The sequence below is a fragment of the Kribbella sp. NPDC005582 genome, assembly GCF_040605415.1.
GTDB lineage: Bacteria > Actinomycetota > Actinomycetes > Propionibacteriales > Kribbellaceae > Kribbella.
Map to the genome: position 1 here is coordinate 1369194 of NZ_JBEXCU010000001.1, position 14440 is coordinate 1383633.

Annotated in this window: 13 protein-coding genes; 3 read left to right on the plus strand and 10 right to left on the minus strand. The window is 67.9% G+C overall.

Translation table 11 applies throughout. The features are described 5' to 3' along the window. Positions 1 to 2: 2 nt before the first annotated feature. The 4 genes from ABZS29_RS06895 to ABZS29_RS06910 form a co-directional block, all read right to left on the minus strand. Positions 3 to 2540, minus strand: coding sequence for an ATP-dependent Clp protease ATP-binding subunit (locus ABZS29_RS06895; protein WP_355459247.1), 2538 nt, complete (start codon positions 2538 to 2540; stop codon positions 3 to 5). A gap of 349 nt (positions 2541 to 2889) precedes the next feature. Beyond that, positions 2890 to 3219, minus strand: a complete 330-nt coding sequence (locus ABZS29_RS06900) for an Lsr2 family protein (protein ID WP_355459248.1) — start codon at positions 3217 to 3219, stop codon at positions 2890 to 2892. A 226-nt stretch (positions 3220 to 3445) separates the two neighbouring features. Next, the gene (lysS, locus tag ABZS29_RS06905; protein ID WP_355459250.1) at positions 3446 to 4948 is read right to left on the minus strand and encodes a lysine--tRNA ligase; all 1503 of its coding nucleotides are present in this window, start codon (positions 4946 to 4948) and stop codon (positions 3446 to 3448) included. Positions 4949 to 4957: 9 nt separating this feature from the next. Continuing rightward, positions 4958 to 6169 carry an MFS transporter gene (locus ABZS29_RS06910; RefSeq protein WP_355459252.1) on the minus strand — a complete coding sequence of 404 codons (1212 nt, stop codon included), beginning with the start codon at positions 6167 to 6169 and terminating at the stop codon, positions 4958 to 4960. A 65-nt stretch (positions 6170 to 6234) separates the two neighbouring features. Here ABZS29_RS06910 and ABZS29_RS06915 point away from each other — a divergent pair, with 65 nt between their 5' ends. Continuing rightward, the gene (locus ABZS29_RS06915) at positions 6235 to 6795 is read left to right on the plus strand and encodes a winged helix-turn-helix domain-containing protein (RefSeq protein WP_355459254.1); all 561 of its coding nucleotides are present in this window, start codon (positions 6235 to 6237) and stop codon (positions 6793 to 6795) included. A gap of 62 nt (positions 6796 to 6857) precedes the next feature. Then, positions 6858 to 7502 (plus strand): DedA family protein, encoded by a 645-nt coding sequence (locus ABZS29_RS06920; RefSeq protein ID WP_355459256.1) that lies wholly within the window; start codon positions 6858 to 6860, stop codon positions 7500 to 7502. On the opposite strand, the gene ABZS29_RS06925 is transcribed toward ABZS29_RS06920, so the two are convergent. Next, entirely contained in the window at positions 7499 to 8797 is a 1299-nt protein-coding gene (locus tag ABZS29_RS06925; RefSeq protein ID WP_355459258.1) for a hypothetical protein, read from the minus strand. The two genes, ABZS29_RS06920 and ABZS29_RS06925, sit on opposite strands and share 4 nt — an antisense overlap. Before the next feature lie 94 nt (positions 8798 to 8891). On the opposite strand from ABZS29_RS06925, the gene ABZS29_RS06930 reads away from it, so the two are divergent. Then, positions 8892 to 9449, plus strand: coding sequence for a carboxymuconolactone decarboxylase family protein (locus tag ABZS29_RS06930; protein ID WP_355459260.1), 558 nt, complete (start codon positions 8892 to 8894; stop codon positions 9447 to 9449). On the opposite strand, the gene ABZS29_RS06935 is transcribed toward ABZS29_RS06930, so the two are convergent. Genes ABZS29_RS06935 through ABZS29_RS06955 form a run of 5 tightly spaced genes read right to left on the minus strand, consistent with a single transcriptional unit; the run spans position 9446 to position 14416 of the window. After that, on the minus strand, positions 9446 to 10210 hold the full coding sequence (locus ABZS29_RS06935; RefSeq protein WP_355459262.1) for a type III pantothenate kinase: 765 nt from the start codon (positions 10208 to 10210) through the stop codon (positions 9446 to 9448). The genes ABZS29_RS06930 and ABZS29_RS06935 overlap by 4 nt on opposite strands. Continuing rightward, entirely contained in the window at positions 10210 to 11064 is an 855-nt protein-coding gene (nadC, locus tag ABZS29_RS06940; protein ID WP_355459264.1) for a carboxylating nicotinate-nucleotide diphosphorylase, read from the minus strand. The genes ABZS29_RS06935 and nadC overlap by 1 nt, the downstream gene beginning before the upstream one ends. After that, on the minus strand, positions 11057 to 12724 hold the full coding sequence (locus ABZS29_RS06945) for an L-aspartate oxidase (protein ID WP_355459265.1): 1668 nt from the start codon (positions 12722 to 12724) through the stop codon (positions 11057 to 11059). The genes nadC and ABZS29_RS06945 overlap by 8 nt, the downstream gene beginning before the upstream one ends. A 22-nt stretch (positions 12725 to 12746) precedes the next feature. After that, positions 12747 to 13574: a pantoate--beta-alanine ligase gene (gene panC, locus ABZS29_RS06950; protein ID WP_355459267.1), complete on the minus strand. Its 828-nt coding sequence runs from the start codon at positions 13572 to 13574 to the stop codon at positions 12747 to 12749. Next, a complete protein-coding gene (locus ABZS29_RS06955) occupies positions 13571 to 14416 on the minus strand; it encodes a Rossmann-like and DUF2520 domain-containing protein (RefSeq protein ID WP_355459269.1) in 846 nt (281 codons plus the stop codon). The genes panC and ABZS29_RS06955 overlap by 4 nt, the downstream gene beginning before the upstream one ends. Positions 14417 to 14440: the final 24 nt, after the last annotated feature.

Below are 14440 nucleotides of genomic sequence, written 5' to 3' on the forward strand. Positions count from 1 at the left end.
TGTTACGAGTCCTGCAGGCCCGAGGTGCCACCGGCCGCGAGGTCCGTCAGCTCCAGGTCGGAAGCGCCGGACTTCGGCGTTCCGGTGAAGGTGAAGTACTCACGCAGGCCGTCGGCGTCGACGGTGTCCTCCGGTGCGACATCGACCACGACGATCTGGCCGGGCCGCAGCTCCCCGAACAGGATCTTCTCGGCCAGGACGTCCTCCACGTCGCGCTGGAGGGCGCGGCGCAGCGGACGGGCGCCCAGGACCGGGTCGAAGCCACGGTCGGCGACCAGTGCCTTCGCCGCCGGCGTGAGCTCGATGCCCATGTCCTTGTCCTTGAGCCGCTCCTCCACCTGGGCCAGCATCAGGTCGACGATCTTGACGATGTCGTCCTTGCTGTGCTGATGGAAGACCACGATCTCGTCGACCCGGTTCAGGAACTCCGGGCGGAAGTGCTGCTTGAGCTCTTCGGTGACCTTGGACTTCATCCGCTCGTACGAGCCGGAGGTGTCCGAGGTCTGCGAGAAACCGAGGGCCCCCTTCGAGATGTCCTTGGTGCCCAGGTTGGTCGTCATGATGATGACCGTGTTCTTGAAGTCGACCACGCGGCCCTGGGCGTCGGTCAGGCGACCTTCGTCCAGGATCTGCAGCAGCGAGTTGAAGATGTCCGGGTGGGCCTTCTCCACCTCGTCGAACAGCACGACGGAGAACGGCTTGCGGCGGACCTTCTCGGTCAGCTGGCCACCCTCTTCGTAGCCGACGTACCCAGGAGGCGAGCCGAACAGCCGGGAGGCCGTGTGCTTCTCCGAGTACTCCGACATGTCGAGGCTGATCAGCGCGTTCTGGTCGCCGAACAGGAACTCGGTCAGCACCTTCGACAGCTCGGTCTTACCGACACCGGACGGGCCGGCGAAGATGAACGAGCCGCTCGGGCGGCGCGGGTCCTTCAGACCGGCGCGGGTACGACGGATCGAGCGCGACAGCGCCTTCACCGCGTCCACCTGGCCGATGTACTGCTTGGCCAGCACCTTCTCCATGTCCAGCAGCCGCGAGGACTCCTCCTCGGTCAGCTTGAAGACGGGGATACCGGTCGCGGTGCTGAGCACCTCGGCGATCAGCTCCTCGTCGACCTCGGCGACGACGTCCATGTCGCCGGCCTTCCACTGCTTCTCCCGCTCGGCCTTCGCGTTGATCAGCTTCTTCTCGTCGTCGCGGAGCCCCGCGGCGCGCTCGAAGTCCTGAGCATCGATCGCCGACTCCTTCTCCCGGCGCACGTTCGCGATCTTCTCGTCGAACTCGCGCAGGTCCGGCGGAGCCGTCATCCGGCGGATCCGCAACCGGGCCCCGGCCTCGTCGATCAGGTCGATCGCCTTGTCGGGGAGGAACCGGTCGGAGATGTAGCGATCGGCCATCTGCGCGGCGTTCACCAGCGCGGCATCGGTGATGGTCACCCGGTGGTGCGCCTCGTAGCGGTCGCGCAGACCCTTGAGGATCTCGATCGTGTGCGCGATCGAGGGCTCGGCGACCTGGATCGGCTGGAACCGGCGCTCCAGCGCGGCGTCCTTCTCGACGTACTTGCGGTACTCGTCGAGGGTGGTCGCACCGATCGTCTGCAGCTCACCGCGGGCCAGCATCGGCTTCAGGATGCTCGCCGCGTCGATCGCGCCCTCGGCCGCACCGGCCCCGACGAGGGTGTGGATCTCGTCGATGAACAGCACGATGTCACCGCGGGTACGGATCTCCTTCAGCACCTTCTTCAGGCGCTCCTCGAAGTCACCGCGGTAGCGGGAACCCGCCACCAGGGCGCCGAGGTCGAGGGAGTAGATCTGCTTGTCCTTGAGCGTCTCCGGGACGTCGCCACGGACGATCTGCTGAGCCAGACCCTCCACGATCGCCGTCTTGCCGACACCCGGCTCACCGATCAGGACAGGGTTGTTCTTGGTCCGCCGGGACAGCACCTGCATGACCCGCTCGATCTCGGTCTCGCGCCCGATCACCGGGTCGAGCTTCGCCTCACGAGCGGACTGGGTGTAGTTCCGGCCGAACTGGTCGAGCACCAGGGAGCTGCTCGGCGCCCCCTCGGTGGTGGCGCCACCTGCGGTGGTCGGCTCCTTGCCCTGGTACCCGCTCAGCAGCTGGATGACCTGCTGCCGGACCTTGTTCAGGTCCGCACCGAGCTTGACCAGGACCTGCGCTGCGACACCCTCACCCTCGCGGATGAGGCCGAGCAGGATGTGCTCGGTGCCGATGTAGTTGTGACCCAGTTGCAGGGCCTCGCGCAGGGAGAGCTCCAGCACCTTCTTGGCGCGGGGGGTGAACGGGATGTGCCCACTCGGTGCCTGCTGCCCCTGGCCGATGATCTCTTCGACCTGGGAGCGAACGGCCTCGAGCGAGATACCCAGGCTCTCGAGAGCCTTGGCGGCGACACCTTCACCCTCGTGGATCAGGCCGAGCAGGATGTGCTCGGTCCCGATGTAGTTGTGGCTGAGCATCCTGGCCTCTTCCTGAGCCAGGACGACTACCCGACGGGCGCGGTCCGTAAATCGTTCAAACATCGCCAAAGCGCTCCTTGCCTCAGAGGAGTCGGACGTGCCGTGTGGGCCGACCCCCGTACATGCATGCTAGTCCCCGGTACCGACAAGCTCGCTCTGGGCGAACAAACAATCACTGTTGGATCGGACACCCGGGGCGCATCACAAGGGAACAACCCCGCGGATCTCCAGGGTGTTCCCGCCTGACCGCGATCGGACAGCGTGTTCGCCACCAGCGAATTTCTCCGATGACTGCCGGGTCAGGCATCACCCGCACCGGCCGATCGTGACAGGCCGTCCACACTCTGAAACAACCGGAATGCGGACGGTCCCGATACCCCAAGGGTACCGGGACCGCAAGAAGCTCGCCGAATTACTTGGCTTCGTTGTAGGCCGCGCGCACCTCGGCCGAGATCCGGCCGCGCTCGCTGACCTCGTAGCCGTTCTCCTTGGCCCAGGCCCGGATGTCGGCGGAGTCCGAGGCGGACCGGCCGCGACCGCGGGCCTTCCCGGCGGCGCCGCGGCGGCCGGCCACCCGGCGGGCCGAACCGACGTACCCGGCGAGGGCGTCGCGCAGTTTGGCGGCATTCTTCTTGGAAAGGTCGATCTCGTACGTCGTCCCGTCCAGCCCGAAGGTTACGGTCTCGTCGGCCTTACCGCCGTCGAGATCGTCCTCGAGGACCACCTGCACCCTTTGCGCCATCGATGACAATCCTTCCTGCACCCGTCACCGGGCACAATCCCCTGCCGAATTGTTTGCACCTGATTTGTACCGCACAAACCACCCGCTTGTCATTCTCCGGCCGGATTGTTCCGCAAAGTGGCGTGGACCGGCCGTGACCTTGCGTATTCAAATAGCCCCAAAAAATGCAGTGGGCCGCGGATGTGCTATGCAGCATCCACGGCCCGGTGCGGGAAATCGCGGTGAATCACTCCGGCCGGAGCAGCGGGAACAGAATCGTCTCCCGGATACCGGCGCCGGTGTAGAGCATGATGAGCCGATCCAGACCCATCCCCATGCCACCGGCCGGCGGCATTCCGAACTCCATCGCGCGCAGGAAGTCCTCGTCGAGTTCCATCGCCTCGGGATCACCGGCGGCGGCCAGCAACGACTGTGCCACCAGGCGATCGCGCTGGATGACGGGGTCGTTCAGCTCGGAGTAGGCGACCCCCAGCTCGACGCCGTTGACGAACAGGTCCCAGGCCTCGACCAGGCCCGGGATTTCCCGGTGCGGCTTGGCCAAGGGCCGCGCCGACTCCGGATAGTCACGAACAAAGGTGGGCTGGATGAGAGTGTGCTCACACAGCTTCTCGAACAAGTCGACGGCGATCTCACCGGCATTCCGGCCGGGCTGCAGCTCGACCTCGTGCTGCTCGGCCAACTTCAGCAGTGCGGCCAGATCGGTGGTCTGGTCGACACTCTCGCCAACAGCTTCCGACAGCAGCCCGAAAAGCGTCGCGTGCCGGAAGGGCTGGGTGAAGTCGATCTCCGATCCGTCGCGCGCGGTGACGGTGCTGCGACCGATCGCTTCGCCGGCGTTCCGGATCAGCTCCTGGATCAGTTCGGCCATCGTGTCGTAATCGCCGTACGCCTGGTAGGCCTCGATCATCGAGAATTCCGCGGCGTGGGTGGAGTCCAGGCCTTCGTTGCGGAAGGTGCGGCCGATCTCGAAGACCCGGTCGACGCCGCCGATCATCGCGCGCTTGAGGTCGAGCTCGAGCGCGATCCGCAGCTTCATCTCCTGGTCGAACGCGTTCAGGTGCGTGCTGAACGGCCGGGCCGCGGCACCACCGTTGGTGAGCTGCAGGACCGGTGTCTCCACCTCGATGAAGCCGTGCGCGTCGTACGTCGCCCGCAGCGACTTCAGTACGCCGGCCTTGGCCCGGACCATGTCCCGCGCTTCCGGCCGCACGATCAGGTCGACGTACCGGAGCCGGACGCGCGCCTCCTCGTTCAGCGGCTTGTGCTCGTTGGGCAGCGGGCGCAGCGTCTTGGCGGCCATCTGCCAACCGGTCGCCTGCACCGACAGCTCGCCCCGGCGGCTCGTCACGACCTCGCCCTGGACAGCCAGCAGGTCACCGATGTCGACGAGCTGCTTGAAGCGCGCCAGCTCCTCCTCACCGACGTCGGCGAGCGAAAGCATCACCTGCAGCTCGGTGCCGTCACCCTCACGCAGCCGGACGAAGCAGAGCTTGCCGGTGTTGCGCAGGAAGATCACCCGGCCGGCCACCGACACCTGCTCGCCGGTCTTCGTGTCCGGCTCCAGGTCCTGCCCGTCGTATGTCGCGCGCAGGTCCTTCAGCAGGTGCGTCCGCGGTACCGAGATCGGGTAGGGCTCGACGCCTTCCGCCAGCAGGCGGTCACGCTTCTCCCGGCGAACCCGCATCTGCTCCGGCAGGTCGTCAGTCGGGTCCACGTGTGTATCAGTCATGAGCCAAGGCTAGTGACTGACCGCCTCCACAACCGAATCCTTTGTTCGCACCACCAGTACGGCGGCCACTCCGGCACCCAGCACGCAGACGAGTCCACACGCCACGAACGTCGACCGCGGCCCGAGCAGCCCTCCGATCAGACCACCGAGCGGCAACGCGATCAGGCTGCAGCCCCGGACCGTTCCGGAGAGTGCGGCGACCACCCGGCCACGGACCGCATCCGCGACCCGAGTGACGATCAACGTGCTGACGGCGGAGTTCAGGAGGCCGGCACCCAACCCAGTGACCACCGCGCCCAGCACCAGCACAGCTGCGCCGCCAGAGACACCCATTAGCACCATGCCGACTCCAATGGCCGCCATACCGGCCAGCACCGCCCGAGAGCGGGAGGTGCTCGACACCAGTCGACCGCTACCCCAGGCGCCGATGATCGTGCCGGCACCTTGAGCCGCCAGCAGCCATCCGTACCAAGCGGCGCTCAGACCGATCACGTCCGTCGCCAGGAAGACCTCCACCACGTTGACGGCCTCACCGACCAGCACGAAGCCCCATAGACACAGCAGCAGGATCCGCAGCAGCGAGTCGTCGAACAGGCAGCGCAGTCCGGCCATGAATGCTCCCGGCTCCCGAGCCACTCCCGGCTCCGGCCGCCGCCGCGTCCGCACCAGACCAGCGACGACCGCGAGCAGCCCGAAGGTGGCCGCATCCACCAGCAGTGCGTCCCGGCCACCGATCCACCCGACCAGAACGCCACCCACCGCGGAGCCGACCAGCATGGCGACACCGATCAGCGCCTGACTGGTACCGGTCGCGCGTCCGATCAGGTCCTCCCCCACGATCCGCGGGATCAGCGCACCCCAGCAGGGCCCTGCGACTGCCTGTCCCACCTGCAGCACGCAGACCAGACCGACAGTGCTCACCAGGTCATGGCTGAACGCCACCGCGACGCCGGCGACCGCCTGCAGCAGCGTCGCCGCGACCAGCACCACCCGCGAGTCGTAGCTGTCCACGATCCGCCCGGCCACCGGAATCATCACCACGGTCGGTACGGCGAACGCCAGCAACAGGACCGTGATCGCCCCGGGCCCGCCGTACTCCTTGACGCGGAGCATCAGAGCGATCATCGCGATCGCATCCCCGGCGTACGAGACGGCGCGGGCGGGCAGCACCAGCCGGATGTCCCGGTGCGACCACAACGAACTCTGAAAGGTTTGCTTCATAAATGTGAAGTAAACCCTTCACATCTGCTGGCGTCAAGGCCGCCGAGGATCGGTACGCTGACGCCGTGGCCGAGAAGAAGCAGGTCGTGCTCACGGATCCGCGGGCGATCCGGGCACTGGCGCATCCGGCCCGGCAGCTGGTCATCGACGAGCTCTACAACGGCCGGGTGCTGACCGCGACCGAGTGCGCGGAGCTGGCCGGGCTGACGCCGTCCGCGATGAGCTACCACCTCCGGTCGCTCGAGCGCTGGGGCATCGTCGAGCGCGCCGAGTCCACGGACGGCCGGGAGCGCCCCTGGCGGGCGCCGGCCAAGGGACTGGTCATCCCGTCGCAGTCGACCGCCTCCGGGCGGATGGCGAACCAGGCGATGATGCGGGTCGCACTGGACCGGATCCTGCAGCTGTTCGCCGACATGCCCGGTGACGACCCGTGGGACGACATCAGTGCGATGAGCCGCTCCCGGCTCTGGCTGACCCGCGATGAGACCGAGCAGTTGGGCACGGAGCTACAGGAGCTGGTCGACCGCTACCGCAAGGGCCGGACCAAGGAAGACCACCCCGAGGGCACCCGTGCGGTCCACACCCTGTTCACCGTCGTGCCGTCCGGCGAAGCACCGCGACCCTGAATTTCCCCCGAAGTACCTCCCAGGTCAGCTAACCGGTTGCCGACCGATGTCACTATGGGTACATGGGGGAAGCGCTCGCAATCGCGATACCGACCGGTGGGCTGGCAGTCGTGGCGTACCTGGTGGTGGGACTGGTCATCGGCGTCGAGAGCATGGGAGTGCCCTTACCCGGCGAGACCACGCTGATCGCCGCCGCGCTGCTGGCCTCGCAGGGCGACCTGCGGATCGAGTTCGTGATCGGGGCCGCCGCGGCGGGCGCGATCGTCGGCGACTCGATCGGCTACTACATCGGCCGCCGCGCGGGCCGGAGCCTGTTCGACCGGCTCGGCCGCCGGTTCAAACACTTCTCGGCCGACCGGATCGCCCGCGCCGAGAAGTACTTCCACCGCTACGGCGTCTGGACGGTCTTCTTCGGCCGGTTCGTCGCCCTGCTGCGGATCTTCGCGGGCCCGATGGCCGGCACCCTGCGGATGCCCTACCCGAAGTTCCTGATCGCGAACGCGGCCGGCGGTATCGCCTGGTCGGCCACGATCGGGATCGTTGCCTTCCACATCGGTGACAACGCGGACAAGATCTTCGGCCAGGTGTCGGTCTGGGCGCTGGTGGTGATCGGCGTCGGCGCGGTCGCGGCGTACGCGTACTACAAGATCCGCCGCCGGCACCGCCCCGCGGAGCTGAGCCTCGAGCCCGAGTCCGCCGAGGCCTAAGGCCGGATCCGTAGGTCCAGCTTCGGGGTGGTCAGCCCGTCCATGTTCCGGCCGCCGGAGGCAGCCTTGGGCAGCACCCACCGGTACGAGTAGGTGCCCACAGCACCGATCTTGAAGCCGAAGACCGCCTGGCCGCGGCGCAGTGCCACGAGCTTCACGGACTGCCACTTGCGGGTCTGCCGGTTCCACAGCTGCAGAGTCGCCACCGAGGTGTAGGCCGGCGCCACTCTGGCGAAGATGGTCACCATCTCGCCGCGCTTCTTGTTGTTGCCGCCGAGGTACCCACCGGCCAGCAGCCGGACCACCGCACGCGTGAAGACGGCCGGAGTCGCCGACTCGCTCGTCAGTACGCCGGGTTTGGCGTACGAACCCGCCACGACCTTGTACGGCCGACTACCAGCAGTGACAACCGGTATGTCGTAGTGCCCGCCGGCCGTGGTCTTCCCACGAGCCACCGGACTCCAGCGCGCCTTCGGAGTGACCTGGGTCAGCACAGTCAGCGGAATACCCGCCGAGGTGGTCTGCTGCAGTGCGCAGGCCGTCTCAGCAGCGCAGTACGTCTCCTGCAGCACCACCCGGCCGCGCACCCGCATCGGCAGGCTGTACTGCGCCAGCGGCGGCACGAACACTGTCGCCGTACTGGTCAAGCCGACCACCTGGCCGCCGACAGAGCTCGACCACTCGTTCTCGGTCCGCAACTGGAACAGGTACGGCGGCTTGATGCTGTTGATCACCTGCCGCTGCGAGGTCGTGGCCGGGCCGATCGGTGTGGGCTGCGATCCCGGCCGGCCGATCATCGGCACATACTTCTGCGCCTTCGGCCCCTCGACGTCGAGCGGGTCGTTCGGCGTGAAGTCCGGCGGCGCGGCCGGCACAGCCCAGCGGATCAGCGCACCGCGCCCTTGCGCGACGGCGAACGCCGAGTTCGGCCGGACCGGGCCGTCGGTGTCGAAGACCGGCGACTTGGCCGGCTTCCCGGTCAGCCCCTCTTTCGTCGTCCCGTTGGTGACGACGACGCGGTAGTTGCCGTCCGGCGGGAACGCGGTGGTCGGGATGTCCCAGCTGTTCGGCTGCGTCGCCGGCAGGTACTGCACGTACGACGGCCCTTCGCTGAGCACACCCTCGATCGTGATCCGGTTGGGTGCGTCAGCGTCCTTCCAGGTGACTCGAACGGCGTTCTTGCCGTCACCGGCCCAGGCCACCGACACGGCCGACGGGGACGGATCCGCCGTACAGGCGGTCAGGACGGATGCACTGGTCACCATCACCAGTGCCACGGCGAGTATCCGCCGCACAAAGACCACCTCGTTCCAGCTGCCTCACAACCGACGGGCTGCACGATACCGTGGAGAGTTACCACCACAGGGGGATGACCAAGGGGGGAACATCATGGCGTTCATCGCACTACCGGAGAACAAGGACTTCCTCGAGGCACACCGCGCCCCGGCCGGACATGTGCCGAACTACGTCCGCACCTTCGCTGCCCGGCCGGCCGTCTTCGACGCCTGGCTGCAACTGAACGCCGCGGTCAAGGCGTCGATGGACCTCCGCCGCTACGAGATCGCGACGTTCGCGGCAGCCACCGCGCTCAAGTCGAGCTACTGCAGCCTCGCGCACGGGCAGCTCCTCGCCGACAAGTTCTACACCTCCGAGGAGGTGACCGAGCTCGCCACCGCGACCGCCTCCGACCCGGTCGACCGCGCGGTGATGGCCTTCGCCCGCAAAGTCGCGCTGGCTGCCGACACCGTCACGCAAGCCGACGTGGACGAACTCAAAGCCGCCGGGCTGACCGACGACGACGTACTGGACGTCGTACTGGCGGCAACCGTCCGCTGCTTCTTCTCGAAGACCCTCGACGGCACCGGCACGCAGCCGGACTCCGTCTTCAACGTACTTCCGGAGGGCCTGCGGGCCGCACTCACGGTGGGCCGGCCGATCGAGAGCTAGGCGTGGTTGCGCGCGAATGCCTGGTGCAGACCGCGCAAGGTGAGCAGGGGCTCGTGCTGGACCGGTGTTGTGAGGTCGCGCAGCAGTAGCGACGCCAAGGCACCGGTCAGTACGACGGGGGTGTCCGGGGCGAAGGACTGGTCCGCACGGATCCGATCGACCAGTCCGTCGACCATGGCGGCGAAGCCGTGCACAGCGCCGGACTGCAACGCTTCGACCGTATTCTTGGCGACCAGCGCGCGCGGCCGGACCAGCTCGACCCGGCGGAGCTGGGCAGCCGTGTCACCCAGCGCGTCGGTCGACGTTTCGATGCCCGGGGCAATCACTCCGCCGGTGAACGCACCGGCTGCGTTGACCACGTCGATGGTGATCGCCGTACCGACGTCCACGACCAGGCACGGAGCGCCGTACAGCTGGACTGCGGCGAGGGCATTGGCGATCCGATCTGTGCCGACCTCGCGCGGGTTGTCGACCAGGACCGGCAGTCCGGTCTTGACACCCGGCTCCACCACCACACTCGGCACGTTCCGGTAGTAGCGGGTGACCAGATCGCGCAACTCGTGCAGCACCTGCGGTACGGCGGAGCAGACCGCGATCCCCGACACCGGCGCCTCACCCGCAAGCAGTCCCTGGATCAGCACCGCCCACTCATCCGCCGTACGGCGTGGGTCCGTGCCGACCCACCAGTGGCGTTTGACCGTGCCTTCGAACACCAGCCCCACAAGGGTTCTGGTGTTCTCGACGGCGACGGCCAGCAGCATCAGACGGCCTTGAGGTCCAGCGCGATGTCCAGCACCGGAGCGGAGTGGGTCAGCGCCCCAACCGCCAGGAAGTCCACACCGGTCTCAGCGACCTCGCGGGCCCGGTCGAGCGTCAGCCCACCGGACGCCTCCAGCTTGGCCCGGCCGGCCACCTTCTCGACAGCCTCCCGCAGCAACGGGACATCCATGTTGTCGAGCAGGATCAGCTCGGCGCCGGACTCGACCGCGATCAGTGTGTCCTCGATCGTGTCCACCTCGACCTCGATGGAGATCTCCGGGAACGCCTTGCGCACCAGCTGGAAGGCCTCAGCCACCCCACCGGCCGCGATCACATGGTTGTCCTTGATCAGCGCGGCGTCCGACAGCCCCATCCGGTGGTTGCGGCCGCCGCCGCAGCGGACGGCGTACTTCTCCAGTGAGCGCAGCAGCGGCATCGTCTTGCGGGTGTCCCGGATGACCGCACCGGTGCCCTCGACCGCGTCCACCCAGCGACGGGTCAGCGTGGCCACACCGGACAGGTGGCAGAGCAGGTTCAGCGACGTCCGCTCGGCGGTCAGCAGTTGCTGCGTCTTACCGCGAATCGTCATCAGTACGTCGCCCCGCCGTACCGATGCGCCATCGGCGACCGAGTGCTCGAGCTCGACCTCGCCGGGGGCGGCGACCTGCCGAATCACCAGTTCGGCAATCTCCAGCCCCGCGACCACGCCGTCGCCCCGGGCGACCAGCTCGGCGACCGAGACCTGGTCCGGGTCGACCGTGGCGGTCGTCGTGACGTCCACACCACCGGCAAGGTCTTCCTCGATGGTGGCACGCACGAGGTCACCGACCCACTGCCGATCGACGGTGTCATCCATGCGGGTGCTTCTCCTCTGACTTCTGGGGAACGAAGGTCGTTCCAGGGCGGGAACGCTCGCCGTCGGCGAGCAGTCCGAGGTCCAGATTGCCTGACCAGTGCTGGTCGTCGCGATCCGGGTGGTCTTCGCGCCAGTGCGAGCCACGGCTCTCCTCGCGCGCAGTAGCGGCAGCGATCAGGGCCGAGGCGACAGTCACCAGATTGGTCGCCTCCCAGCCCGGAGTGCCCGGCTCACCAGCCGGCTGCTCGATCAACGTGGCCAGTGCCTCACCGGCTGTGGCCAGACCGGACGCGCTCCGGATCACTCCGGCTCCGACCGTCATGACCCGCTGCAGCTCCGGTACGACGTCCGCGTCGACCAGACCGGGGACGCGGGCATCGGCGGCCGGCTCACGCAGCTCAGGCAGACCCTTGGCCAGGTGAGCGGCGATGCGGTGCGCGAAGACGAGTCCTTCGAGCAGGGAGTTCGAGGCGAGCCGGTTGGCGCCGTGTACACCGGTACAGGCGACTTCACCGCAGGCAAACAGACCTGGCACCGAGGTCTGCCCGTTCAGGTCGGTCCAGACCCCACCGGACGAGTAGTGGCAGGCCGGCGCGACGGGGATGAGCTCGCGCACCGGGTCGATACCGTGCGAGCGGCAGGACGCCAGGATGGTCGGGAACCGCACGCGCCACTTCTCGTCACCGAAGTGGCGGGCGTCGAGGTACATATGATCCTTGCCGGAGGCAAGCATCTCGCGCATGATCGCCTTCGCCACAATGTCGCGTGGCGCCAGGTCGGCCAGCTCGTGCTGCCCTTGCATGAAGCGCTTGCCCTCATGGTCGACCAGGAACGCGCCCTCACCGCGGACTGCCTCGGAGACCAACGGCTGCTGGCCTTTCGCGCTCTTGCCCAGCCACAGCACGGTCGGGTGGAACTGCACGAACTCCAGGTCGCGCACCTTCGCGCCGGCGCGCAGTGCGAGCGCCATCCCGTCACCGGTCGAGACGCTCGGGTTGGTAGTGGCGGCGTACAACTGGCCGAGCCCACCGGACGCGAGGATCACCACGCGGCTGCGGATCGCGCCGATACCGTCGAGCTGTCCCTCACCCATCACATGCAGGGTCACACCGGCGACAGCGCCGTCCGCCGCGCGCAGCAGGTCGATGACGAGCGCATGCTCGATCAGCCGGATGTCCGGCGCCCGCTTCACCGCAGCGACCAGCGCCCGCTCGATCTCCGCACCCGTCGCGTCACCACCGGAGTGTGCGATGCGGTTGCGGTGGTGCCCGCCCTCACGGGTCAGCGAGATCTCACCGTTGGCCAGGAGATCGAACCGCGTGCCCAGGTCGATCAGCTCGCGAACTGCGTCGGGCCCCTCGGTCACCAGCGCCCGTACGGCGTCCGGGTCGCACAGCCCGGCTCCTGCGACCAGAGTGTCCTGCAGATGCTCTTCCGGAGAGTCCTCGGGACTGAGGGCGGCAGCGATACCGCCCTGCGCCCACTGGGTCGAGCCGGAGGCGACAACGTCCTTCGTCACCACCAGCACCGTCCCGAGCTCCCGGGCCTTGAGCGCGGCGGTCAGCCCGGCAATGCCCGAGCCGATCACCACCACGTCCACTGTGTCGGTCCAGCCGGGCTCCGGAGCAGCAAGCCGTTGCGGGACTGCGGGTGCGGTCATTCAGTGACCGTATCAACCAAGTTCATCGCAAGGTGATGGAAATGTTGTCAATGAGACGAGTCTGACCCACGCGGGCAGCGATCAGCATCCGCGCTTCGCCGGGGCCGATGACCGGGCCCAGGTCAGGCGCCCGGAGTGCCAGGTAGTCGACCTTGACCGAGGGCACCGCCTCGAGCTCCGCGTGCGCAGCGGCCAGTACGGCGTCCGGTCCGTTCATGCCGGCCTTCGCTCCGGCCGTGAGAGCGCGGTAGAGAACCAGGGCCTCGTCACGCTCGGTCTCGTCGAGGTACCGGTTGCGTGAGGACATCGCGAGACCGTCGGGCTCGCGAACTGTCGGCACCGGCACGATGTCGACGTTCCAGTCCAGGTCGCAGACCATCTCGCGGATCAGCGTGAGCTGCTGGTAGTCCTTCTCACCGAACAGCGCCAGATCCGGCTGAGTCAGGTGCAGCAGCTTCGACACCACGGTCAGCACGCCGCCGAAGTGGCCAGGGCGGACCATGCCCTCCAGCTCGTCGGCCAGCGGGCCGGGGTGCACGGTGATCGAGGGCTCGTTCGGGTAGAGCTCGTCGCGCGACGGGTTGAAGACCAGGTCGACGCCCTCGTTCTTCGCGATCGCCAGGTCACTGGCCAGCGTGCGCGGGTAGCGGTCGAAGTCCTCGGTGGGCCCGAACTGCAACGGATTCACGAAGATGGTCAGCACCACGCTGCCCTCGGGGCCCACCCGTTCGCGGGCCTCGGCCAGCAACGCCGCATGTCCTTCGTGCAGCGCGCCCATCGTCATCACCACCGCCCGTGGCCGGACCGCCGTCGCCGCCCGCAGTTCGGCCTTCGTCTGGGTGAGTCTCATCGCGGTGCCTCCCCTGTTCGATACCGCTCCAGCACCTCGCCGAACCGGGCTGCCGTGCCCGCGTCCAGCCGTCCGTCCGCCAGTGCCAGGTCCACGGTCGCCGCGGCGAGCTCGGCATACGTGCTCGCGGTGCGTCCGTGGAGTCCCGTCAGATGTGCTGCCACCGTTTCGACATCGCCCCGGGCGATCGGCCCGGTCAGCGCATGATGACCGGATCGCAGCGTGTTGTCGAGGGTTGCCGTCAGCAGTGGCCGGAGTGTTGCCGAAGGATCCGCGACACCCGCCTCCCGCAGTACGGCGAACGCCTGGGCGAGCAAGGTGGTCAGGTGGTTCGCAGCGTGCACCACACCGGCGTGATAGCGCACCCGCTCCTCTTCGGCCACCCACTGCACCTGTGCGCCGAGCGCCTTCACCAGCCGCTCGACAACGTCCCGAGCGGCGTCCGGCGCGGTGGCAGTAAAGACCACGTTCCGCAGCTCGACGGCGTCCACACCGGTGAACGTCATCGGCGGATGCAGCGCCACCGGGGTGGCCGGTAGCCCTTGGAGCGGTGTGAGTCCATGGGCACCCGACAGATGCACGACGTACTGGGCGGTGGTGAGTGGGAGCTCGTGCGCGACGGCAGCGATCGCACCGTCCGGCACAGCCACCAGTACGACGTCGGCCCGGCCCGCCACCTCGTCGGGCGGCAGCACAGGCACATGCGGAAGCAGGCGGGCGGCGCGTTCACGTGACGCGCTCGACCGCGCGGAGACTCCGACCAAGGGATACCCGGCGGCCGCCATGGCTGCTCCCAAGGCGGTTCCGGCCCGGCCGGCTCCGATCAAGCCGATCCGTTCCATCACTCAACTCTCTTCGTTCCAGTC

Bases quoted from the DNA above. Each gene is read 5' to 3' on its own strand.
- lysS (WP_355459250.1), bottom strand. From the start codon at position 4,948: ATGACTGATACACACGTGGACCCGACTGACGACCTGCCGGAGCAGATG.
- ABZS29_RS06900 (WP_355459248.1), bottom strand. From the start codon at position 3,219: ATGGCGCAAAGGGTGCAGGTGGTCCTCGAGGACGATCTCGACGGCGGT.
- ABZS29_RS06910 (WP_355459252.1), bottom strand. From the start codon at position 6,169: ATGAAGCAAACCTTTCAGAGTTCGTTGTGGTCGCACCGGGACATCCGG.
- ABZS29_RS06930 (WP_355459260.1), top strand. From the start codon at position 8,892: ATGGCGTTCATCGCACTACCGGAGAACAAGGACTTCCTCGAGGCACAC.
- ABZS29_RS06955 (WP_355459269.1), bottom strand. From the start codon at position 14,416: ATGGAACGGATCGGCTTGATCGGAGCCGGCCGGGCCGGAACCGCCTTG.
- panC (WP_355459267.1), bottom strand. From the start codon at position 13,574: ATGAGACTCACCCAGACGAAGGCCGAACTGCGGGCGGCGACGGCGGTC.
- ABZS29_RS06920 (WP_355459256.1), top strand. From the start codon at position 6,858: ATGGGGGAAGCGCTCGCAATCGCGATACCGACCGGTGGGCTGGCAGTC.
- ABZS29_RS06945 (WP_355459265.1), bottom strand. From the start codon at position 12,724: ATGACCGCACCCGCAGTCCCGCAACGGCTTGCTGCTCCGGAGCCCGGC.
- ABZS29_RS06895 (WP_355459247.1), bottom strand. From the start codon at position 2,540: ATGTTTGAACGATTTACGGACCGCGCCCGTCGGGTAGTCGTCCTGGCT.
- nadC (WP_355459264.1), bottom strand. From the start codon at position 11,064: ATGGATGACACCGTCGATCGGCAGTGGGTCGGTGACCTCGTGCGTGCC.
- ABZS29_RS06935 (WP_355459262.1), bottom strand. From the start codon at position 10,210: ATGCTGCTGGCCGTCGCCGTCGAGAACACCAGAACCCTTGTGGGGCTG.